The following is a 20521-nucleotide window of genomic DNA, read 5'->3' on the forward strand; positions in this document are numbered from 1 at the left end:
CAACGCAAGCTGTACACACCGAACGGCTTGAACAGGCGCGTCGCGGGGCAGGCTTTGTCGGTCGGACTTACCCACAGGGTTTCGGGAGAATTCGTCATGCTTACCAGGCTGACCATCGGCCAAAGGCTGTTTGCATTGATCATGCTGCTGCAATTGGTCACCGTTATCGTCGGGGGCTATGGCTGGTATACCCAGCAACGCATCCTCGATGACTTCGCCACCACTTACAACGACCGGGTAATCTGCCTCAAGCAGCTGAAGACCGTCGGCGATGGCTACGCAGTCAGCATTGTGGACGGCGCGCACAAACTGCGGGCCGGCGTCATGACGCCCGAGGCGCTGCTGCAAGGACTGGATCAATCCCAGGCCGCCTTGAAAAAGGAATGGGGCGACTACCGCGCCACCTACCTCACCTCGGAAGAAAAGACGCTGGCGGATCAGGCGGAGAGCGCCATGCGTCAGGCGGACGGCACCGTGCAGCATCTGCGCGCCATTGCCCAGTCGCGCGACACCGCCGCGCTGGCGCAGTTTGTCGACAAAGAGATGTACCCGCACATCGACCCCATCTCCAGCAACATCAACCAGCTGATCGACCTGCAGTTGCGCGTGGCGGCGGAAAACTTCGCCAGCTCCACCGACAAGGCCCGGCTTTGCGCGCGCATCTCACTGGCCATCCTGGTGTTCGGCCTGCTGCTGGGCGTGGTGTGCAGTTGGCTGATCATTCGCGGCCTGTTGGCCGAACTGGGCGGCGAACCGCATGACGTGGTGGCCTTGGCCCGTCGCATCGCGCAAGGCAATCTCACTCAGAAACTGACCGTAAAAAGCGGCGACGACAACAGCATCGTCGCCTCCATGTCGCACATGCAGAGCGAGCTGATCCGCTTGGTGCGCCAGATCAACGGCATTACCTCCAACCTCACCGTGCACGCCTCGGAGCTGGCCAGCGCTTCGGAACAAGTGGCGGTGAGCGCGGAAGAACAGACCCGCGCCGCGTCTTCCATGTCGGCCTCGGTGGAGCAATTGTCAGTCAGCATCTGCTCTGTCAGCGACAATGCCCGCGATGTGGCCACCGACTCCACGGCATCGGGCCAGCTGGCAGCCGAGACGGAACACATGATCAACCAGACGCTGGACACCATTCAGTCGGTGGCGGACAAGGCCGAGGAATCTCGCCAGCAAGCCGACCTGATGGGCGACAGATCGCAGAAGATCTCCAATGTGGTGGCCATGATCCGCGACATCGCCGACCAGACCAATCTGTTGGCGCTCAATGCCGCCATCGAAGCCGCCCGCGCCGGGGAACAGGGTCGCGGCTTCGCCGTGGTGGCGGACGAAGTACGCAAGCTGTCGGAGCGCACCGGCCAATCCACCACCGAAATCAGCGAGATGATCAAGGAAATGCTGGAGAGCAGTCAGCAGGTGATCGGCAATATCCACGATACCGTCAGCCGCATGGACACCGGGCTGGCGCAGGCCAATCAGGCGCGCGGCTCGGTCTGCCAGATCGCCGGCAATGTGCAACGCATCCAGCAATCGGTGGGCAGTATTTCCATTGCCCTGTCCGAGCAACAGGCCGCCGGCAGCGGCATCGCCAACAATGTGGAACAAGTAGCGCAAATGTCGGAAGAAACCAGCACCGCCGCCAGCCAGACTGCCGCTTCAGCCACCGCCATGGAGGGCATGGCGCACGAACTGCAAGCCGCCATCAGCCACTTCGCCCTGCCCGGCCCCGGCCAGGTCAGCGACACCGACGCACCTCGCGCCGAAGGCCTGCCGCGCTTCGCGCTGGCCGGCTGACCGCTGACAGCTCCGCAAGCTGAACAAAGCCCGCGTCAGCGGGCTTTCTGACTGCCGGCAAAGTGATTGAATGAGATGGGGCTAGGCCCGGCCTTGCCCCATCCGAATAGTCCCCATTTCCCCGCTCTTTCCCTGCAAGGAAACCTCGCTTTCCACCCAGAAAGCGAGGGGGCGCTCATCCGAACGCCCGCATCCGCAGGCTTGCCTGTTCCGCTCCGGCTTACCCCGCCGTTTCAACGACTGCTGAGCAACACCGCCAGCTCGTCGGCCGCTTCCGACCACTCCGCGTCGCAAGCCAGCGCCTGACGCAAAAAAGCCGCCTGCGACGCTTTCCAGAACGGCGCATCCGGCAGCGCCGCGCCAGCGGGCAAACGATGCGCGGCGACAAAAGCGCGGATATCCGCCTCGCCCGCAGGCAGGCCAAGCTGGGCAAACAATTGGGGCAACTGATGAGCACCGGTGTCCATGATTATCCTTTCCTGACCGTCGCCGAAGACGGCACACAGTGAACGCGAGAATGGTTATAGTCGACTTCTCCTCACCCCATCGCAAGCCCATGACCACACATCTCCCCTTGCAGCAGGCGCGCAACCTGCATCTGATCGCACAAGGCATGCTGACGCCGCCGCGGCGCAAGGCCGGCAAAGCAGATGTGGCCGCCGCCATCCGCCGCATGGCCCTGTTGCAGATCGACACCATCAGCGTGGTAGCGCGCAGCCCCTATCTGGTGTTGTACAGCCGGCTCGGCCCCTACCCGCCAGTGTGGCTGGACGAAACGTTGGCCGAAGGCGCGCTGTTTGAATACTGGGCGCACGAAGCCTGCTTTGTGCCGACGGAAGACTACCGTCTGTTGCGCCATCGCATGCTGAACGCGGAAAGCCTGGGCTGGAAATTCTCCGTCAATTGGTACCGCCAGCATCAGGCCGACATCGAAGCGCTGGAAACGCGCATTCGCGAACACGGCCCGGCGCGCTCGGCCGACTTCGCGCGCGAGCAGGGCAAGGGCAGCGGCTGGTGGGACTGGAAGCCGGAAAAACGCCATCTGGAAGCGCTGTTCACGCTGGGCAGGCTGATGGTGAAAGAGCGGCAAGGCTTCCAGCGCGTCTACGATGTGGCCGAGCGGGTGCTGCCCGGTTGGGACGATCAGCGCCATCTGCCCAGCCTGGAAGACGCCCGGCTGGACATGGTGCGCAACAGCTGCCGGGCGCTGGGCGTGGTGAAAGCCGGCTGGGTGGCGGATTACTACCGCCTTGGCCGAGGCCGCTTCGACGAGGACTTGCACCGGCTGGCCGATGCTGGCGAGTTGCTGCCGGTGCGCATTGAAGGCTGGAAGCACGATGCCTTCGTGCATCACAGCCTGAGCGCCGAGTTGGCCGAAGCCGAAGCCAACCGCCTGAGCGCCACCCGCTGTGCGGCCCTGTCGCCGTTCGACCCCATTGTCTGGGACCGCAAGCGAGCGCTGGAGCTGTTTGATTTCGACTACAAGATCGAGTGCTACACCCCGGCGCCCAAGCGCCGCTTCGGCTATTTCTCCTTGCCCTTGCTGCAGCGGGGCAAGCTGGTGGGCCGCATGGACGCCAAGGCGCACCGCCAGCAGGGCATTTTCGAGGTGAAAAGCCTGTACCTGGAAAGCGGCGTGCGCGAAAGCGGACGGCTGGCGACAGACCTCGCGCGCACACTCAGTCAGCTGGCCGGCTGGCACGGCACGCCGCGCCTGCGCTTCAATCACGGGCCGGCCGGTTTACTGGCCGGCATTCAGGCGCAGCTCGCTGAAGGCGAAACCGACGCTGCCGGCTGAAACGGGCGTTACTCGGCCAGCAACACCTGGCTGAACTGGATTTGCGGAGCAATATCGGTGTAGTTGGCAATGTCGCCCTGCAACTGGGCCGCTACCGGCTGGAAGGCCGTCACGAAGGCGTCCACAGAATCAAAATGCAGGTGACACAAGGCAGTAAAAGCGGCGGCGCTGCCCGGCTCGGCCCCGGCCAGGCCTTGTTCCACTTTCATGCCGCGCAAGGCCGGCGACAACAAGCGTCGCGCCAGCGGCATGTGGTGGGCGAGGTAGTAATCGAAATCGAAACGGCTGCCGGACTGCGCGGGGTAGAGAATGCTGACGGTAATCATGCCTGACGGCTCCTTGCGGCTTCGGCCAACCTCTTTTCCGAGACTGGCCGTCGGGTGGAAAAACATCCACCCGCAGCATAATCCATCCGCCGCTCAGGACAAGTTCTTGCGATACTGGATGTAGCCCAGATTGTCCGCCAGGGTGTCGTACAAGCTCCGCGCAGTGGCATTGCTTTCATGGGTCAGCCAGTAAACCCGACCGCAACCGGCCGCTGCCGCGTGGGCATACACGGTTTCAATCAGGCTCTTTCCCACACCACCGCCGCGACAGGCCGGGTCCACGTACAGATCCTGCAGATAGCAGTAGTTGCCGGTCATCCAGCTGCTGCGGTGTTCCACGGTATTGACCATGCCCACCGCCTTGCCGTCCTGCCAGGCCAACCAGCTGTGCATGGGCTCGGCCGGGTCGAGAAAGCGCTGCCAGCTCACTTCGGCCACTGCGGCCTGGTACGGCGCCTGATAAAACGCCAGATAGCCCTGCCACAGGGGCAGCCAGTGTTCATAGTCCTGCGGGCCGACGGGCTTGATGACGACGCTCATGTCTTGATCTCCGTTTGAGGGGTTAAGCCCCAGCATGCAAGCGCGCCGGTTCTCTGCACAGAGCCAGTCAGCACTTATCGGATGGAACCACTCCACCTGCCGGCGTATGCTCATCGGCCGGTACGTCTTCACGGCTGCGCACGATGAACAAACCGATCAGCCAGGCAAACTTGACCAGCGCCAACAACATGGCCAGCACGCTCAGCAATGCGGAGGGGGAACGCAGCAATTCAGTGATCAGCAACATGATGGTCTCCTGTGAATGGGTGAGACCATCTTGCGCGGCGCAGCTTATGGCTGGCTTAAGATCCGCTGACAGATCTTATCCACGGCGTCGCCTGCCCATACCAGCGCTTGCCGCCATGCGACTGGCTGCGCCTAAACGCCATCATCACATTGTCATGCTAGGCTGTCCGGCATTGTTCATTCCGCCGCACACCGTTCCGCATCATGCGCAATCTGCTTCTTTTGCTGCTGGCGCTATCCTTGCCCGCAGACGCCGCCCCGCCCGCTTTGCTGAGCGCGCCGGTGGCTACAGCCACCAAATCCACTAACCGCGCCGTCGGGCCGCTGCGCTTTCCTCGCCGCGTCTGGCGGCGTATCGCCGGTAAATTCCAGTCATGAAAAAAGCCGGGTTGCCCCGGCTTTGTCCGTGCTGGATGGTTGGCGCTCAAGCCGCCAACGCCAGCTGCGCCACCCGCCAGATCACCATGATCATGGCCACCAGCAGGTAGCCGCGCAGCACGCTCATCCACAATTTGTTGCGGCTGGACAACGCCACCGGCGCCAGTTTTTCCAGCGGCGGCATGCGCCAGCTGTACTTATGCTGCAGCTCGCCCTTCTTGTGATGATGATGTTGCGGCTCGTCCTCCTGTCCCACCGTCTCGCGCGCATGGATGACGTTCATGGCGATGGCCGTTACTAGGCCCAGCACGCCGCCGACAATCAGGATGTCGGTAATGGTTTCGCCCGACATGTCGGGAAACACCACCGCAGCGGTCAGGATGATCGACAACAGCACCAGTACGGCGACGATGGCGCCGGTAATCAGATTGGTGAAACGACTGTTCACCCATGGCCCCAATACAGCCTTGTCATTGCACAGCAGCAGCAGGAATACCGTGGCGCTGGGCAACAGCACGCCGGCTAGGCTCTGCACGGCGTTGGTCAGCAAACCCAGCGGCACGCCCGGCAGCAACACCAGCGCGGCGGCCAGGACGATCAGGCCGCAATACATCGCGTAGAAGGCCGGCGCGTCGGTAGGCTTGCGGTGCAGGGAATGCTTCAGGCTCAGCACATCGCCCAGCGCATAGGCGGTGGATAGCGACACGGCCATTGCGCCGATGATGCTGGCGTCGATCAGGGCCACCGCAAACAGCACGCCCGGCAGCTTGCCATAGTATTTGGCCAGGCCGTGCGCCACTGCGCCGGCGTCCTGAAAATGACCGAACTCCGGCTTGCCGGCAAACACTTGGGCGGTAAAAGCAATCATCGCCACCGCGCCGATCACCACCAGCGCGATGCCCAGCCACAGATCGGCCCGCTCGTACTTGATGAAGCGCGGCGTGATGCGCTTGTCGATGATGTAGCTTTGCTGAAAGAACAACTGCCAGGGCGCAACGGTGGTGCCGACAATGCCGATGATCAGCAGCACCACGTCCGACAGCTTGCCGCCCGCCGGCATTTGCGGCACCACAAAATCATGGGCGATCTGCGTCATTGGCGGATGCACCATCACCAGAATGGGCACCAGAATCAGGCTGCCCGCCACCAGCGTCAGCGAAAAACGTTCGAACCGACGGAAGTCGCCGGTGCTGGCGGACAGCATGATGAACACCGCCGCCAACCCCACGCCGATGATCTTGGGCACGCCGAGAAACGCCATCCCCAGGCTGATGCCGATGAACTCGGTGACGATGGTCAGTGCATTGAGCAGGAAAAGATCGATGGCGCTGAACGCGCCCCAGAACTTGCCATAGCGCTCCAGAATCAGCCGGGCATGGCCCACGCCGGTGACAGCGCCCAGGCGCAATACCATTTCCTGGTTCACGTACAACACGGGAATCAGCAGCGCCAGCGTCCACAGCAGCGCAGTGCCGTAGTTCTGGCCGGCCTGGGCGTAGGTGCTGAACGCGCCGGCGTCGTTGTCGCCCACCATCACGATCAGGCCCGGCCCCAGAATGGCCAGCAGCGTTTTGAAACGCGCCATCCAACTGTTGCGCGGGGCGGTATCGTCATGGCGGATGGTGCCTAGGGCGCCACGAATGTCGCCCACGTGTGCGCTGTCCAGCACAGCGGCTTCGGTTTTATTGTTGGACATGAAAACTCCCTGATTCTATTTTTTGCGTCGCCGGCGCTGTCCGTCGCAGCCATGCGAACCGGCTGCGGACACTGACAGGACAAGGCCAGCCTGAGCCCTCGCGGGCTGGCTTTTGGGGAGGTCATGCTTGACCGGGGCTGGCCGCGTACGGCCGCCCGGCGCTTGCCCGTCTTACGCGGACAAGCCCTTGCCGGTCGGCATGACCGGTCTTATGGGGTAAGGGTCCATGAGGTTTCCTTTTCTGGCTGAAGGGCAAAGCCCTCGTCAGCAACAGCTAAGGCTTGTCCTGTCCGCGCCAAAGCGCGGCAAGGTCGGACACGAAGGGTTTTGACGCCATGGCGATGAACGCGCGACAGGCAGGCGCACAGGCAAAAAAACCAACGACAGGGAAAGGATGAGTAGACGTGGCGCTCACCGCTTGCCAAGGCAAGACAGCGGCGCGGAAGGCGCGCGAATGTCTGGCCGGATCAGTCGGAAATCATGTCGGAATGACGACTGGGACAGTCCAAGGCTGCGGCCTCCAAGTAATGAGATGCGCGATTGTAGTGAGCTTGCCGAAAGCGAGTCAACGAACACGAACAATCCGACTGCAAACATTGTTGCATGGCACAAACAAAGCACGTTTCACCGGCGCGAAACTGAAAAAACCCGCCGCTTCCGCACGGGATGCGACGGGTTTGCCACTTCAAGAACGGATCAGATGCGGTCATACAGCTTGCCGCCGCCCTTGACGAACTCGACGGCCTTTTCCTGCATGCCGGTTGCCAGCGCGGCATCGGTACTGATGCCCTTGCTGGCGGCAAATTCGCGCACATCCTGGGTGATCTTCATACTGCAGAAGTGCGGGCCGCACATGCTGCAAAAATGCGCTACCTTGGCACTGTCCTTGGGCAGGGTTTCATCGTGGAAGCTGCGCGCCTTGTCCGGATCCAGCCCCAGATTGAACTGGTCTTCCCAGCGGAATTCAAAACGCGCCTTGGACAAGGCGTTATCGCGGATCTGCGCGCCCGGGTGGCCCTTGGCCAGGTCGGCGGCATGCGCGGCCAGCTTGTAGGTGATGATGCCGTCCTTCACATCGTCCTTGTTCGGCAAACCCAGATGTTCCTTCTGGGTGACGTAACAGAGCATGGCAGTGCCGTACCAGCCGATCTGCGCCGCGCCGATGGCGCTGGTGATATGGTCGTAGCCCGGCGCGATGTCGGTAGTGAGCGGGCCAAGCGTATAGAACGGCGCTTCGTGGCACCACTCCAGCTCCTTATCCATGTTCTCCTTGATCAGCTGCATCGGCACATGGCCGGGGCCTTCAATCATCACCTGCACATCGTGCTTCCAGGCGATGGCGGTCAGCTCGCCCAGGGTTTTCAGCTCACCCAGCTGCGCCTCGTCGTTGGCGTCCCACACGCTGCCCGGACGCAAACCATCGCCCAGGCTGAAGGCCACGTCGTAGGCCTTCATGATGTCGCAGATGTCTTCAAAGTGGGTGTAAAGGAAGTTTTCCTTGTGATGCGCCAGACACCACTTGGCCATGATGGAACCACCGCGCGACACGATACCGGTCATGCGGTTGGCGGTCAGCGGCACATAACGCAGCAGCACGCCGGCGTGAATGGTGAAGTAATCCACCCCCTGCTCGGCCTGCTCGATCAGCGTATCGCGGAAGATTTCCCAAGTGAGGTCTTCCGCCTTGCCGTTCACTTTTTCCAATGCCTGGTAAATGGGCACGGTGCCAATGGGAACCGGGCTGTTGCGCAGGATCCACTCGCGCGTTTCATGGATGTTCTTGCCGGTGGACAAATCCATGATGGTGTCGGCGCCCCAGCGGATGCCCCAGGTCATTTTGTCCACCTCTTCGGAGATGGACGACGTTACCGCACTGTTGCCGATATTGCCGTTGATTTTCACTAGGAAGTTGCGGCCGATGATCATCGGTTCCGATTCCGGGTGATTGATGTTGCAGGGAATGATGGCGCGGCCGGCCGCCACTTCCTGCCGCACAAATTCCGGCGTGATTTGTTCCGGCAGCGCCGCGCCGTAAGACTGGCCCGGATGCTGGCGGCTGAGCAGCTCCACCAGGCGGGTATTATTGCCGCCCGCCTCGCGCAGGCTTTGCAAATAGGCCTGCCGGTTGAGGTTCTCGCGGATGGCCACGTATTCCATTTCCGGCGTCACGATGCCCTGGCGCGCGTAATGCATCTGCGTCACATTGCGGCCCGGCAAGGCGCGGCGCGGCTGGCGCTGGAGGTTGAAGCGCAAATCGTCCAGCCGGCTGTCGGCCTCGCGCTGGCGGCCGTATTCGCTGGACAGGCCCTCCAGCTGCTCGCTATCGCCGCGCTCGGCGATCCAGCCCGCGCGCAAGGGCGCGAGGCCGTTTTTTACATCGATGCTGACGGCGGGGTCGGTATACGGGCCGCTGGTGTCGTAGACAAAAATCGGCGGATTGGCTTCGCCGCCAAACTGGGTGGGCGTGGCGCTCTGGCTGATTTCGCGCATGGGTACGCGGATGTCCGGACGGCTGCCTTCAACATGAATCTTGCGGGAATTGGGCAAAGGCTGGATGGCGGCGGTATCAACCGTCATCGCTTCATTGAGCTTGGTGGGCGCGTTCATCGGTGTCATCTCCTCAATCGATGAAGCGGCGCAAGGAGCGTTACCGGTACTGCCGGCTGCATGGTTGGCCGAAGGCCTGCAGAGTGCGCTTCCCTACGCCGGTATTATCCGGGTCAGGTTCGGAGGGTATTTCTCACCCGCGCAACATGGCTTCTGTAGTGTCGGACATGCCTCAACATGCTGCCGATACCGCAAAAAGCGCCGCGCAGGACCCCTAGCGATGCTGTGAAGGTAAGGTAAATGTGGGATAATCGCAAGTTATCGTCATGACCCGTTGCCGGAAAATCCGCCTTGTTTTTCAAGCCACAAGGCGGGGCGCCGCCGGCAGCCATTTCCCTCCGGAGTGAGCAGATGGATTTTGAAAACGCCCGTTTCAACATGGTTGAACAACAGATTCGTCCCTGGGATGTGCTGGACACGAAAGTGCTAGACCTGTTGTTTCACGTGAAACGCGAGGAGTTTGTCAGCGCCGACAAGCGCCTGCTGGCTTTTGTCGATACTGAACTGCCGCTGGCCGATGGCAGCAAGATGCTGCAGCCCAAGCTGGAAGCGCGTCTGGTGCAGGATGCCGGCGTCCAGCCGCAGGACAAGATCCTGGAAGTGGGTACCGGCAGCGGTTACATGACCGCCTTGCTGGCCAAACTGGGCCGCCATGTTTACAGCGTGGAAATCAACGCCGCCACCCGCGAAACCGCTGCCGCCAACCTAAAAAAAGCCGGCATCGGCAACGTTACGCTGGTGGAAGGCAACGGTCTGGAAGGTTTGAAGGAACAGGCCCCGTTCGATGTGATCATCGTCGGCGGTTCGCTGCCGGTAGTGCCGGACAGCCTCAAGGCCCAACTGGCCGTGGGCGGCCGCATGATCGTGATCGTGGGCGATTTGCCGGTCATGAGCTGCAAGCTGGTGCGCCGCGACAGCGAAAACGCGTTCAGCGAAACGAATCTGTTCGAAACCTGTATCGGTCGTCTGGCTGGCTTTGAAGCCATCGAGCCGGAACGCTTCGCTTTCTGATGGTTCGCGAAATCGCCGCGCCGGATCTGGCCGCCTGGCTGGTGGACGGCCAACAGGAACCGCCGTTGCTGCTGGATGTGCGCGAAGACTGGGAATACCAGCTGGCGCACATCAAGGGCTCGCTGCACATCCCGATGAACCTCATCCCGCTGCGCTTGAGCGAGCTGCCGGACGACAGGCCCATCGTAACCATCTGCCACCATGGCGTGCGCAGTTACCAGGTGGGGCTGTATCTGGCCAACGCCGGTTTTGACGATGTGATCAGCCTGCGCGGCGGCGTGGAAGAGTGGGCCTCGGTGGTGGACACCGGCATGGCGCACTACTGACAAGGCCTCGGCTCTGACATAAGGCCATTCCCCAGGGAATGGCCTTTGCTTTTGAACCCGCCCCTTGCCGGGCAGTCCCACCCCGGACTCAATCCAGACTGCAAACGCATGACCGCTCTGCCCTATCTCTCCCCCGCTCTTGCTCCCATCCACCCGGACTGGGAAACCGTACTGCGCGCACCCGCGGTGTTCCGCCGCCTGGCCGCCATCGACCGTCAACTCAACGAACTGGCCGCACAAGGCAAAACCCTGTTTCCCGCTCGCGAAAACATCTTCAACGCGCTGCGCTTTGCTGCGCCGGCGGATGTCAAAGTGGTGATTCTGGGCCAGGACCCCTATCACGGCGATGGCGAAGCCATGGGGCTATCGTTTTCCGTCCCCTCCGGCGTACGCGTGCCGCCTAGCCTGCGCAACATCTATAAGGAACTGGCGGCCGATCTTGGCGGCGGTCAGGCGGCCGATGGCGATCTCACCCACTGGGCGAGCCAAGGCGTGTTGCTGCTCAACAGCGTGTTGACGGTGGAAAAGGACAAAGCAGGCAGCCACGGCAAGCTTGGCTGGCAGGAAGTCACCGACGCCCTGATCGATGCCGTCAACCGGCAAAACCCCGGCTGCGTGTTTCTGTTGTGGGGCAATTGGGCGCAGGGAAAGGCCGATCGCATCGACGCTGCCCGCCATCTGGTGCTGACCGCCGCGCACCCGTCGCCACTGTCCGCCAGCCGGGGCTTTCACGGCTGCCGCCATTTCTCGCAAGTCAACGCCTGGTTGGCCGCACGCGGCCGCGCTACCGTGCAATGGAACCGACAGGCGCTGCAGAACAGCCTGTTCTGAACAACGACGATTCAGCCAGCGACTATTACGCCTGGTATGGCCAGCCCTCACCGGCGCAAGCCATACCAGGACGCACGCAACCCAATCCGGTAAGGGATTCGTGCTTTCCATCCCCCCCTCATTGCCCTAATCTAGCAAGGGTCATTACTTTCTCTCGCCCATCGTGGATATTCTTACCCTCTTCGTGCTGATTCTGATCAACGGCGTGTTCGCCATGTCTGAAATCGCCGTGGTGTCTTCTCGCAAAGTCAGACTGCAGCAATGGGCGGAGGAAGGCCGGCGCGGCGCGCGCTCGGCCATCCGCTTGGCCGAAGAGCCCACACGCTTCCTCTCCACCGTGCAAATCGGCATCACCAGCATCAGCATCCTGTCCGGCGTCTATGGCGAAGCCGCGCTGTCAGACCATCTGCGCCAGTGGCTGGAAAGCACGTTTCCGCAGTTGCATCCCTACAGCCACCCGCTGTCTTTCGTACTGATGGTGGCCATGGTGACCGCGCTGTCGCTGGTGTTTGGCGAGCTGGTGCCCAAACGGCTGGCCATGCTGAATCCGGAAGGCATCGCCTGCACCCTGTCGCCACCCATGCTGGCCTTGTCGAGGCTCACCTCGCCGCTGGTGCGACTGCTCAGCCGCATCACCGATGCCCTGCTGCGCCTGATCGGCGCGCGTAAAAGCGACGAACCCTCCATCACCGAAGAAGAAATCCGCGTCTTGATGGAGCAAGGCGCGGACGAAGGCGTATTCGATCGCGCCGAACAGGAACTGGTGGAAAACATCTTCCGCCTGGACGACCGCAAGGTAGCGGCAGTGATGACGCCCCGCAAAGACATCGTTTCCATCGATATCGAAGACAGCTTCGACGACAATCGCCGCTTGCTGGTGGAACACGGCTACAACCGCTTTCCGGTATGCAAGGGCGGCATGGAGCAGGTGCTGGGCATTCTCGACACCAAACGCATGCTGGATCGCCTGCTGACCGGGGAAAAAGCCGACTTCATCGCGGATCTGGAAGAACCGCTGTATGTGCCGGCCACCGTTACCCTGATGCAACTGATGGAGCAGTTCAAACTGGCGCGCACGCATCTGGCGCTGGTTGTGGATGAATACGGCGAACTGGAAGGTCTCGTCACCATGAACGACGTGCTGGAAACCATTGTGGGCGACATGCCGGCCGCCTCGCTGGGCGAAGACGATGAAATCGTGCAACGCGAAGACGGCAGCTATCTGGTGGATGGCATGGTGACGCTGGACGACTTCCGCCAGTACTTCGACGTGGACGAGCTGCTGCCCGGCGAGGACACCGGCAACATCCATACCCTGGGCGGCGTCATGATGTACCAGCTGGGACGCGTACCGGCGGTGACCGACCGTTTTGACTGGCTGGAATTCAGCTTTGAAGTGGTGGACATGGATCGCACCCGCGTGGACAAACTGATGGTGATCCGGCGGGAAGCCGACACGCTGGAGCGCAATGACAACTGAAGCTGCTTGCCGCAGCACCCCATTAAGCGCGGCTAACAAAAATCACTATTACGGCTGAGGCGCAATGCAGCATCAGCAATGTTGTTAGCCGCTCTGAACGACAAAGCCCGCGCAAGCGGGCTTTGTGCTGACTGGCTACGCGGTTCTTACCCTGGAGTCGCTTCCGCCCGCCGCAGGCGATCCACCGGAATAAAAGCAAAGGGATTGAGCAGGATGGAAACAATGGCGCCGGCCAGCACCAGCGATTGCGCCAGAGAGCCCATCAGGCCCAGCGTTACCCCCAGCCCCGCCAGAATGAAAGAGAACTCGCCAATCTGCGCCAGGCTGGCCGCCACCGTCAGCGCCGAATGATGCGGTCGCCGGAACAAGCGCACGATCAGATACGCCCCAGCCGATTTTCCCAACACAATGATCAGCACCGTGGCCAGCACTTCCGGAAAATGCTTCAACGCCACTTGCGGGTCGAACAGCATGCCCACCGAAACAAAAAACAGCACCGAAAAAGCATCCCGCAAGGGCATGGTTTCCTCGGCGGCGCGATGCGACAAGGGCGACTCCGCCACCACCATGCCGGCGAAGAAGGCTCCCAGCGCAAAAGACACGTCAAACAACAAGGACGCGCCGTAGGCCACCCCCAGCGCCGTGGACAACACTGCCAGACGGAACAGCTCCCGACTGCCGGTATAAACAATCCGCTCCAGCATCCATGGCAAAAAACGCCGGCCCACCAGCAACATCAGCGCCACGAAAGCCGCCACCTTGCCCAGCGTCAGGGTGATAGTCCACAGCACCGCGCCGCCGCTCACCCCGGTTTCGCCCTTGCCGCCCAACACACCGGAAAACACCGGCAGCAACACCAGCGTCAACACCATCACCAGGTCTTCCACCACCAGCCAGCCCACCGCAATCTTACCGTCTTCGGTCTGCTCCATCTCCCTGTCCTGCAGCGCCTTGAGCAACACCACCGTACTGGCGGTGGACAAGGCCAGACCAAACATCAGCCCCTCTCCCAGCGGCCAGCCCAACAGCCAGCCAAGGCCGCAACCCAGCAAAGTAGCGAGGACAATTTGCACTAAAGCGCCGGGCAGCGCGATAGATTTCACCGATAAAAGATCTTTGACCGAGAAGTGCAAACCAACGCCGAACATCAGCAAAATAACACCCATCTCCGCCAATTGAGGCGCAATCTGGCTATCTGCGGTAAAGCCGGGCGTAAACGGCCCAACCAGAATGCCGGCCATGAGATAGCCCACCAGCGGCGGCAGTTTCAGGCGCAGGGCGAGTATGCCCAAGGCAAAGGCAAACACCAGGCTGCCGACGATGGTGGTGATGAGTGGGGTGTGATGGAGCATGGCGCGGGTCCTCCCCGATTACTGGCGACTCTCTGACAGAGAGTGTCATCCAGTGATGGTTCCGACCGAATTTATGATTTCGCGCAAAAAACAAAGAATCAGTACAAAGTCATTATCTTTGAAACAAGCGAGTCTCTCGCGTGGCCTGCTTGTCGTCGGCAACGCCATCGCCCCTTGCTTGTTGTGTTCAGGCAAAAACACAGGTTATCCGGGATAACGGGCTTGCATAGGAAACAGCTGCGGCCGGTGAAAACGCTTTCTTCCCGGCGGCGCGCGACGTATGCTGCCTCCACGCCGCCCTCAAGGACACAGCATGCCCACCTTTCGCCTGCCCGCCATCATTTTGCTGTGCGTTTGCGCCGTCAGCCATGCCGAGGAAAAGGTACGCACCGCTACGCTGAGTCTGGCGGGCAACGCTTATCAAACCGCCTCCGGTCAGGCCGGCAAACTGCAGCTGAATCTCAATCTGCGCCACGACACAGCCTACGGCAGCCTGTTCATTCAAGACGGCGAAGCCGGCATCGCGTTTCCGGCGCCGGCGGGTTGGGTGTCGCTGGGCCTGGCCAACGAAGCGCAATGGCCGCTGGGCGGCCCCACCGGCCATATGATGAGCGTGCTGCGCTATGGCGTGGACTTGCCCGACGACGGCTCGATCTCGCTGGGCTGGGCAGACCGGGTAGGCAAAGGCCGGCCAGGCCAGTTGTGGGTGATGAACGCCGAGATTTCCCTCGGCCATTACGCAGGCCAGCGTTTCAGCCTGCAAGGCTGGGCCAGCCGCGGCGACGGCCAGCGTTCGGTCTCAATGGGTTATCAGCCCGCAGACAGCGGCGGCAGACTGGAGCAGGCCAATCTGCTGCTCATGATGCGCCACATTATCGACTCGCGCTGGTCGCTGGATGTGGGCGCCGGCAGCCGTTGGCAAGCCGATGTGAACCAGAACCACACATCAGGCTGGCAGCTGGTATCGCTGCTCAACTACAAGCTGTGGTGACGCTGGCCGGGTCCAGGTAGCGCCCGCACACCGCCGTGCGGCGCGAACCATGGTTGCGCCTTTCGTCTTCAAACGCGCCGAGCACGGCAAAACCCGCCTTGCGCATCATGCCGGCCGAACCGGCATTTTCTTCATGCCTGTCCGCGCACACCCAGCGTGCTCCTTCTTCGGCCAACCTTGCGCAGGCAGCCAGCAGCAGCCGGCTGCCCCACCCTTGCCCGGCAAGACGCCTGCTGACCACTGCTTCAATCACGTAAGCCGCCTGTTCCGGCGGAATGCTCGACGGTCGGTAAGCAGGGTAATGATCGGCGCGACAGTACAGCATCACGCCCAGCAATTCCCCCTCCGCTTCCAGTACCACACCAGCCACCTCGCCAGAGGCCAGCTGCGCGGCTGTTTGCCGAACGCCATCTTCCGGCAGCCAGTTCCAGGGGTTGGCACCCTCCTGCAGGATGAACGCCGGCAACAAGGCCGCGTCCGACGGGGCGGCAGATCGAATCCGCATGTCAGTTCCTTGGGGATAAAGTCAAAAAAGCCGGCTATCCGCCGGCTTTATTTCAGCACTGATGGTAATCGCGATACCAATCGACAAAGCGCTGCATGCCTTCCGCCAGCGGCGTATCCGGCGAGAAACCCACCGCGGCGCGCAAGCGGGCGGTATCGGCGTAAGTTACCGGCACATCGCCATCCTGCATCGGATGGTAGCTTTTTACCGCCTCACGGCCGCATGCAGCCTCCGTAGCGGCGATAAAGTCCATCAGCTGGGCCGGATTATGGTTGCCGATGTTAAACAGCGCATAGGGCGGTTTCTGGCCCATATCGGCCGGGATGTGTGTCATCACCCGCAGCACCCCCTCGACGATGTCGTCGATATAGGTGAAATCGCGCTGCATTTTGCCGTGATTGAACACCTTGATGGTGTCGCCTTTGAGAATGGCTTCGGTAAACAGCCAGGGCGCCATGTCCGGACGGCCCCAGGGGCCGTACACGGTGAAGAAGCGCAGCCCGGTAACGGGCAAGCGGTACAGATGGGCGTAACTGTGCGCCATCACCTCGTTGGCTTTCTTGGTGGCGGCGTAGAAGCTTACCGGCTCGTCCACCCGGTCATCCTCGGAAAACGGCACTTTGGCGTTTTTGCCGTACACGCTGCTGGAGCTGGCGTAAACGAGGTGGCGCACCGGGTGGCGGCGGCAGGCTTCCAGCATATTGGTCATGCCCAACAGATTGCTCTGCGCGTACACGTGCGGGTTCTGGATGGAATAGCGTACGCCGGCCTGGGCGGCCAGATGAATGACGTAATCAAAGCCGCCTTCGGCAAACAGCACGTCCAGCGCCTCCCAGTCCGCCAGATCCAGCTTGTGAAACACAAAGCCTTCCCGGCCCGTCAGCGTTGCAAGACGGGCATGTTTCAGGCTTACCGCGTAGTAATCATTGAGATTGTCCACGCCGGTAAGCGATACACCGCCCTGATCCAGCAGCTTTTCACACACAGCGCGACCAATGAAACCGGCGGCGCCGGTAACCAGTACTTTCATTTTTCTCTTTCCAGCCGGTGCAGCTCGTTGAGCTTGGCGTATTTGATGTAGCTGTTGAAGCAGCCAATGCTGATGTGGACCAGACCCGGCAAACCGTCGAGAAATCCCCGTCTTACCAGATAAAACTTGATGAAACGCAGCAGGGGGCTGAACACCAGCCGGCCCCATCCCGCTTTTTTCCCGCGTTTATACAAGGTTTCCGCCTGCAGGGTGGTGTAGCGGTTCTGCTTGTTCAGATAGAGGGCGATGTCTTCACCGGACTCGTGCATCAGGTCGCCGGTCAGCGCGGCGACGGGTTTGTCGGTCTGCACATATTCATGCACCAAGTCGTCAGACCAGCGCGCGGCTTGTCGGTTGAACAAGCGCAGGCTCCAGTCCGGATAGCCTTCGCCATGCTTGAGAAAACGACCCATGAAACGGTTGCTGCGAGGAAAACGATAGGCCTCCGCCTGTGGATTATTCAGCACATCCTTGATTTCATTGGTCAATTTTTCAGACGGCCACTCATCCGCATCCAGGCACAGCACCCAGTCATGGCTGGCTTTTGCTACCGCCAATTGTTTCTGCGGACCGAATCCCAACCAGTCCTGGTGGATAACTTTGGCCTTATAGGCAGAAGCTATCGCAACAGTGTCGTCTGTACTGCCCGAATCCACTACTACGATTTCATCTGCCCATTGCACGCTGGCCAGTGTTTTTTCCAACTGACTGGCTGCGTTTTTGGTAATGAGCACGACAGAGAGCGGTCTTCGCATCTTTTCTTGATTTACCCATTTATATAAAGAAGATACTGGTAGAAGTGCGTCCACTGCTGTGGATAAGCCAGTTTTCAACTTTGTTTTCAATGATTTGCGCGCTGTGAGTTCTTGTTGAACGAGCGACTTTTCTCTGACTGACTAATTGTGGATAACTTTGGCGTCAGACAAATGCGTCTGCTTATGCACAGTCTGTCAGACGGCTTTGCAAACTGGCTTGTGAACGGCGTTTTTCACGCTGTCATTTCCTTACTATCTTTGTCCCATTGTATTTAGAAGATAATGTAGAAGAGGCTGTCCACATGTTGATAACCCTGAAAAACCCTAAAAGGTTCAGATACTTGTCCTGTTGATGGGCTTGGGATTATTCGGGTGCGTCGCAGCATGACAGATTGTGGATAAATCGACGAGACATTATTCACAGGCTGTTATCCACAGTTGCTGCCTGCTGATTTTACTTGGTTAACCACAGGCCCGCTCGGGTACAATGCGCGCCATGATGAATGTGCTGATCGTGCGCACCTCGTCGATGGGCGACCTTATCCACACCTGGCCGGCCATTACCGAGCTGAAGGCGCATTACCCCAATTTCCGCATCAGTTGGTTGGCCGAAGAAGGTTTCGCCGATATCGCCCGTCTGCATCCGTCTGTGGATGAGGTGATTACGCTGGCCTGGCGTCGCTGGCGCAAATCCTTGTTCCAGCGCGCCACTTGGCGCGAGATGGCCGCGCTCAGACACAAGTTGCGCGATACCCGCTGGGAGCTGGTGGTGGATTGCCAGGGCCTGCTCAAAAGCGCCTTGCCGGCCAAGATCACACGCGCGCCGCTTACCGGTTACGACAAACACAGCATTCGCGAACCGCTGGCCTGTCTGTTTTATGACAAGAAACACGCGGTGAGCTGGGATCTGTCGGCGGTGGAACGCTGCCGGCAGCTGTACGGCAAGGTGTTCGGCTATCAACCGCAAGGCGCGCCGGTGTTTGGCGTGCCGCCGGGCGAGCGCCCGGCCTGGTTGGCCGAAGGGCGTTACGCGGTATTGCTGCATGCCACCAGCAAGGCTTCCAAGGAATGGCCCGAAGCCCTGTGGATAGCGCTGGCCGATCGTCTCTGCGCTGAACATGGACTGACCATGGTGTTGCCCTGGGGGAGCGCAAAAGAAAAGCAGCGCGCCGAACGCCTCGCCGCCGCCATGGGCCAGGCGGTGGTTGCCCCTCGCATCAGCCTGAAAGAAGCGGCCGGATTGATTGGTCGCGCCGCCGCCGTGGTGGGTGTCGATACCGGCCTCACCCATCTGGCCAACGCGCTGAATGTGCCGCTGGCCGCCATCTATACCGATACCGATCCGGCGCGCACTGGCGTGGTGGAAACGCCGTGGGCCGTCAATCTGGGTCATATCGGCCGCTGCCCCTCGGTAGACGACGTGATGCAAGCGCTGCAATCGCGCCGCGATTTTGCATAAGGACAAGCAATGAGCTGGCAACGGTCGCTGTACTCGCTGGTGTGGCGGCTGGCAACGCCTCTCATTCGACGTTATCTCAAGCGACGGGCGCGCAAAGCTCCGGCCTATCTCCAACACTGGGACGAACGCTTCGGCGCGACGCTTGAGCCGCAAGCCCGGGGCGCTATCTGGATCCACGCCGTATCCGTGGGAGAAACCCGCGCCGCCTTGCCGCTGGTGAAAGCCTTGCGCCAGCGCTGGCCCGACGCGCCCTTGCTGTTGACCCAGATGACGCCCACCGGGCGCGCTACTGCCGCCAGCCTGTATCCGGACGCGGAAATCCGTTATCTGCCTTACGACTACCCGCAAGCCGCGCGTGATTTTCTGGCGGCGCATCAACCGCGTTTTGGCGTGCTGATGGAAACCGAGTTGTGGCCCAATCTCATCCATGCCGCGCATGAGCAAGGTTTGCCGCTGTTTCTCGCCAATGCCCGCTTGTCGGAAAAATCGCTGCGCGGCTATCGCCGCATTCAGGGTCTGATCGGCCCGGCGCTGCGCGAGCTGGCCGGCATCGCCGCGCAAACCAGAGAAGACGCGGGACGTCTGCTGGCGCTGGGCGCAGCGGATGCCGTGGTTTGCGGCAACACCAAGTACGACTTCACCCCACCGCAGGCCATGCGGCCCTTGGCGGAACAATTCCGCCAGTGGACGGGCGGCCGGGCCTTGCTGGTGTGCGCCAGCACCCGCGACGGAGAAGAAGCACTGATTCTGGCCGCCTGGCGGCAAGCGCAGGCCAGGGTAGGCAATACCCTGCTGCTGATGGTGCCGCGTCACCCGGAAAGGTTTGCCGAAGTGGCCGCTACTGCCGAAGCGCAGGGCTTTATCGTGCAAAAGCGCAGCGAAGGCGGCCCGGTGCGGCCTGATACGCAAGTGTGGCTGGGCGACAGCATGGGCGAGTTGTTCGCCTATTACGGCGCGGCCGATCTGGCGTTTGTCGGCGGCAGCCTGCAAGCTTTGGGCGGGCAAAACCTGATCGAACCGGCCAGCCTCGGCCTGCCGGTATTGTTTGGCCCCTCGATGTTCAATTTTGCCGACGCCAGCGCCAAGGCGTTGGAAGCCGGCGCCGCCATGCAGGTGGAAGACGCCGGCGCGCTGGTGGACGCCGCGCTTGCCTTGTTGGCGGATGAGACGCGGCGGCAGACCATGGGTGCCGCCGCGCTGGCGTTTACGCAAGCGCACCAAGGCGCCAGCCGGCGCATAGTCGAACTGATAGCCGCCCGCCTTGCCGACTGACCCCGCCGCCGCGGGGTTTTGTTTTTGTGGTGCGCACACGACGCTGCAAGCGGTTTTTCTTGCGGCGACACATCCTTTGCCGATGTGGTGATTGACAGTTTTATACGCATGTATAAATACT

General features: G+C 61.2%; 19 protein-coding genes and 1 riboswitch. Of the genes, 9 read left to right on the top strand and 10 right to left on the bottom strand.

What is annotated here, in order from left to right; translation table 11 throughout:
• The first annotated feature begins 96 nt into the window (after positions 1-96).
• Complete coding sequence (locus Q0P52_RS08740) at positions 97-1797, top strand: methyl-accepting chemotaxis protein (protein WP_293760757.1); 1701 nt, start codon at positions 97-99, stop codon at positions 1795-1797.
• A 233-nt stretch (positions 1798-2030) separates the two neighbouring features.
• Here the strand turns inward: Q0P52_RS08740 and Q0P52_RS08745 are convergent, their stop codons facing one another.
• The gene (locus Q0P52_RS08745; protein ID WP_293760760.1) at positions 2031-2264 is read right to left on the bottom strand and encodes a DUF2789 domain-containing protein; all 234 of its coding nucleotides are present in this window, start codon (positions 2262-2264) and stop codon (positions 2031-2033) included.
• Positions 2265-2353: 89 nt separating this feature from the next.
• On the opposite strand from Q0P52_RS08745, the gene Q0P52_RS08750 reads away from it, so the two are divergent.
• Positions 2354-3595 carry a winged helix-turn-helix domain-containing protein gene (locus Q0P52_RS08750; protein ID WP_293760762.1) on the top strand — a complete coding sequence of 414 codons (1242 nt, stop codon included), beginning with the start codon at positions 2354-2356 and terminating at the stop codon, positions 3593-3595.
• An 8-nt stretch (positions 3596-3603) separates the two neighbouring features.
• Here Q0P52_RS08750 and Q0P52_RS08755 read toward each other — a convergent pair whose 3' ends face one another.
• From Q0P52_RS08755 to thiC, 5 genes are all read right to left on the bottom strand, one after another.
• Positions 3604-3921 carry an EthD family reductase gene (locus tag Q0P52_RS08755; protein ID WP_293760764.1) on the bottom strand — a complete coding sequence of 106 codons (318 nt, stop codon included), beginning with the start codon at positions 3919-3921 and terminating at the stop codon, positions 3604-3606.
• A gap of 93 nt (positions 3922-4014) precedes the next feature.
• Positions 4015-4461, bottom strand: coding sequence for a GNAT family N-acetyltransferase (locus tag Q0P52_RS08760; protein ID WP_293760767.1), 447 nt, complete (start codon positions 4459-4461; stop codon positions 4015-4017).
• A 67-nt stretch (positions 4462-4528) separates the two neighbouring features.
• Positions 4529-4708 carry a hypothetical protein gene (locus Q0P52_RS08765; protein WP_293760769.1) on the bottom strand — a complete coding sequence of 60 codons (180 nt, stop codon included), beginning with the start codon at positions 4706-4708 and terminating at the stop codon, positions 4529-4531.
• Positions 4709-5131: 423 nt separating this feature from the next.
• A complete protein-coding gene (locus Q0P52_RS08770; protein ID WP_293760775.1) occupies positions 5132-6781 on the bottom strand; it encodes an NRAMP family divalent metal transporter in 1650 nt (549 codons plus the stop codon).
• A 696-nt stretch (positions 6782-7477) separates the two neighbouring features.
• Positions 7478-9388: a phosphomethylpyrimidine synthase ThiC gene (thiC, locus tag Q0P52_RS08775; protein ID WP_293760777.1), complete on the bottom strand. Its 1911-nt coding sequence runs from the start codon at positions 9386-9388 to the stop codon at positions 7478-7480.
• A gap of 73 nt (positions 9389-9461) precedes the next feature.
• Positions 9462-9614: riboswitch (TPP riboswitch) on the bottom strand.
• A gap of 125 nt (positions 9615-9739) precedes the next feature.
• Between thiC and Q0P52_RS08780 the strand changes: the two genes are divergently transcribed.
• The 4 genes from Q0P52_RS08780 (at position 9740) to Q0P52_RS08795 (ending at position 13036) form a co-directional block, all read left to right on the top strand.
• Positions 9740-10399: a protein-L-isoaspartate O-methyltransferase gene (locus Q0P52_RS08780; RefSeq protein WP_293760780.1), complete on the top strand. Its 660-nt coding sequence runs from the start codon at positions 9740-9742 to the stop codon at positions 10397-10399.
• On the top strand, positions 10399-10725 hold the full coding sequence (locus Q0P52_RS08785) for a rhodanese-like domain-containing protein (RefSeq protein ID WP_293760783.1): 327 nt from the start codon (positions 10399-10401) through the stop codon (positions 10723-10725). The genes Q0P52_RS08780 and Q0P52_RS08785 overlap by 1 nt, the downstream gene beginning before the upstream one ends.
• A 108-nt stretch (positions 10726-10833) precedes the next feature.
• Entirely contained in the window at positions 10834-11556 is a 723-nt protein-coding gene (locus Q0P52_RS08790) for a uracil-DNA glycosylase (protein WP_293760786.1), read from the top strand.
• A 163-nt stretch (positions 11557-11719) separates the two neighbouring features.
• Positions 11720-13036, top strand: a complete 1317-nt coding sequence (locus Q0P52_RS08795; protein WP_293760789.1) for a hemolysin family protein — start codon at positions 11720-11722, stop codon at positions 13034-13036.
• Positions 13037-13182: 146 nt separating this feature from the next.
• Here the strand turns inward: Q0P52_RS08795 and Q0P52_RS08800 are convergent, their stop codons facing one another.
• Positions 13183-14388 carry a cation:proton antiporter gene (locus Q0P52_RS08800; protein ID WP_293760792.1) on the bottom strand — a complete coding sequence of 402 codons (1206 nt, stop codon included), beginning with the start codon at positions 14386-14388 and terminating at the stop codon, positions 13183-13185.
• 313 nt (positions 14389-14701) lie between these two features.
• Between Q0P52_RS08800 and Q0P52_RS08805 the strand changes: the two genes are divergently transcribed.
• On the top strand, positions 14702-15379 hold the full coding sequence (locus Q0P52_RS08805; RefSeq protein WP_293760795.1) for a hypothetical protein: 678 nt from the start codon (positions 14702-14704) through the stop codon (positions 15377-15379).
• On the opposite strand, the gene Q0P52_RS08810 is transcribed toward Q0P52_RS08805, so the two are convergent.
• Genes Q0P52_RS08810 through Q0P52_RS08820 form a run of 3 tightly spaced genes read right to left on the bottom strand, consistent with a single transcriptional unit; the run spans position 15360 to position 17648 of the window.
• Positions 15360-15884: a GNAT family N-acetyltransferase gene (locus tag Q0P52_RS08810; RefSeq protein ID WP_293760797.1), complete on the bottom strand. Its 525-nt coding sequence runs from the start codon at positions 15882-15884 to the stop codon at positions 15360-15362. The two genes, Q0P52_RS08805 and Q0P52_RS08810, sit on opposite strands and share 20 nt — an antisense overlap.
• A gap of 52 nt (positions 15885-15936) precedes the next feature.
• The gene (locus Q0P52_RS08815) at positions 15937-16914 is read right to left on the bottom strand and encodes an NAD-dependent epimerase (protein WP_293760800.1); all 978 of its coding nucleotides are present in this window, start codon (positions 16912-16914) and stop codon (positions 15937-15939) included.
• Positions 16911-17648, bottom strand: coding sequence for a glycosyltransferase family 2 protein (locus Q0P52_RS08820; protein WP_293813703.1), 738 nt, complete (start codon positions 17646-17648; stop codon positions 16911-16913). The genes Q0P52_RS08815 and Q0P52_RS08820 overlap by 4 nt, the downstream gene beginning before the upstream one ends.
• Before the next feature lie 517 nt (positions 17649-18165).
• Here Q0P52_RS08820 and waaC point away from each other — a divergent pair.
• On the top strand, positions 18166-19128 hold the full coding sequence (gene waaC / locus Q0P52_RS08825; protein ID WP_293760965.1) for a lipopolysaccharide heptosyltransferase I: 963 nt from the start codon (positions 18166-18168) through the stop codon (positions 19126-19128).
• Positions 19129-19137: 9 nt separating this feature from the next.
• Positions 19138-20400, top strand: coding sequence for a lipid IV(A) 3-deoxy-D-manno-octulosonic acid transferase (gene waaA, locus Q0P52_RS08830; protein WP_293760806.1), 1263 nt, complete (start codon positions 19138-19140; stop codon positions 20398-20400).
• Positions 20401-20521 lie beyond the last annotated feature (121 nt).

It is taken from the genome of uncultured Aquitalea sp., from assembly GCF_945957525.1.
GTDB lineage: Bacteria > Pseudomonadota > Gammaproteobacteria > Burkholderiales > Chromobacteriaceae > Aquitalea.

Bases quoted from the DNA above. Each gene is read 5' to 3' on its own strand.
- Q0P52_RS08740 (WP_293760757.1), top strand. From the start codon at position 97: ATGCTTACCAGGCTGACCATCGGCCAAAGGCTGTTTGCATTGATCATG.
- Q0P52_RS08745 (WP_293760760.1), bottom strand. From the start codon at position 2,264: ATGGACACCGGTGCTCATCAGTTGCCCCAATTGTTTGCCCAGCTTGGC.
- Q0P52_RS08750 (WP_293760762.1), top strand. From the start codon at position 2,354: ATGACCACACATCTCCCCTTGCAGCAGGCGCGCAACCTGCATCTGATC.
- Q0P52_RS08755 (WP_293760764.1), bottom strand. From the start codon at position 3,921: ATGATTACCGTCAGCATTCTCTACCCCGCGCAGTCCGGCAGCCGTTTC.
- Q0P52_RS08760 (WP_293760767.1), bottom strand. From the start codon at position 4,461: ATGAGCGTCGTCATCAAGCCCGTCGGCCCGCAGGACTATGAACACTGG.
- Q0P52_RS08765 (WP_293760769.1), bottom strand. From the start codon at position 4,708: ATGTTGCTGATCACTGAATTGCTGCGTTCCCCCTCCGCATTGCTGAGC.
- Q0P52_RS08770 (WP_293760775.1), bottom strand. From the start codon at position 6,781: ATGTCCAACAATAAAACCGAAGCCGCTGTGCTGGACAGCGCACACGTG.
- thiC (WP_293760777.1), bottom strand. From the start codon at position 9,388: ATGAACGCGCCCACCAAGCTCAATGAAGCGATGACGGTTGATACCGCC.
- Q0P52_RS08780 (WP_293760780.1), top strand. From the start codon at position 9,740: ATGGATTTTGAAAACGCCCGTTTCAACATGGTTGAACAACAGATTCGT.
- Q0P52_RS08785 (WP_293760783.1), top strand. From the start codon at position 10,399: ATGGTTCGCGAAATCGCCGCGCCGGATCTGGCCGCCTGGCTGGTGGAC.
- Q0P52_RS08790 (WP_293760786.1), top strand. From the start codon at position 10,834: ATGACCGCTCTGCCCTATCTCTCCCCCGCTCTTGCTCCCATCCACCCG.
- Q0P52_RS08800 (WP_293760792.1), bottom strand. From the start codon at position 14,388: ATGCTCCATCACACCCCACTCATCACCACCATCGTCGGCAGCCTGGTG.
- Q0P52_RS08805 (WP_293760795.1), top strand. From the start codon at position 14,702: ATGCCCACCTTTCGCCTGCCCGCCATCATTTTGCTGTGCGTTTGCGCC.
- Q0P52_RS08810 (WP_293760797.1), bottom strand. From the start codon at position 15,884: ATGCGGATTCGATCTGCCGCCCCGTCGGACGCGGCCTTGTTGCCGGCG.
- Q0P52_RS08815 (WP_293760800.1), bottom strand. From the start codon at position 16,914: ATGAAAGTACTGGTTACCGGCGCCGCCGGTTTCATTGGTCGCGCTGTG.
- waaC (WP_293760965.1), top strand. From the start codon at position 18,166: ATGATGAATGTGCTGATCGTGCGCACCTCGTCGATGGGCGACCTTATC.
- waaA (WP_293760806.1), top strand. From the start codon at position 19,138: ATGAGCTGGCAACGGTCGCTGTACTCGCTGGTGTGGCGGCTGGCAACG.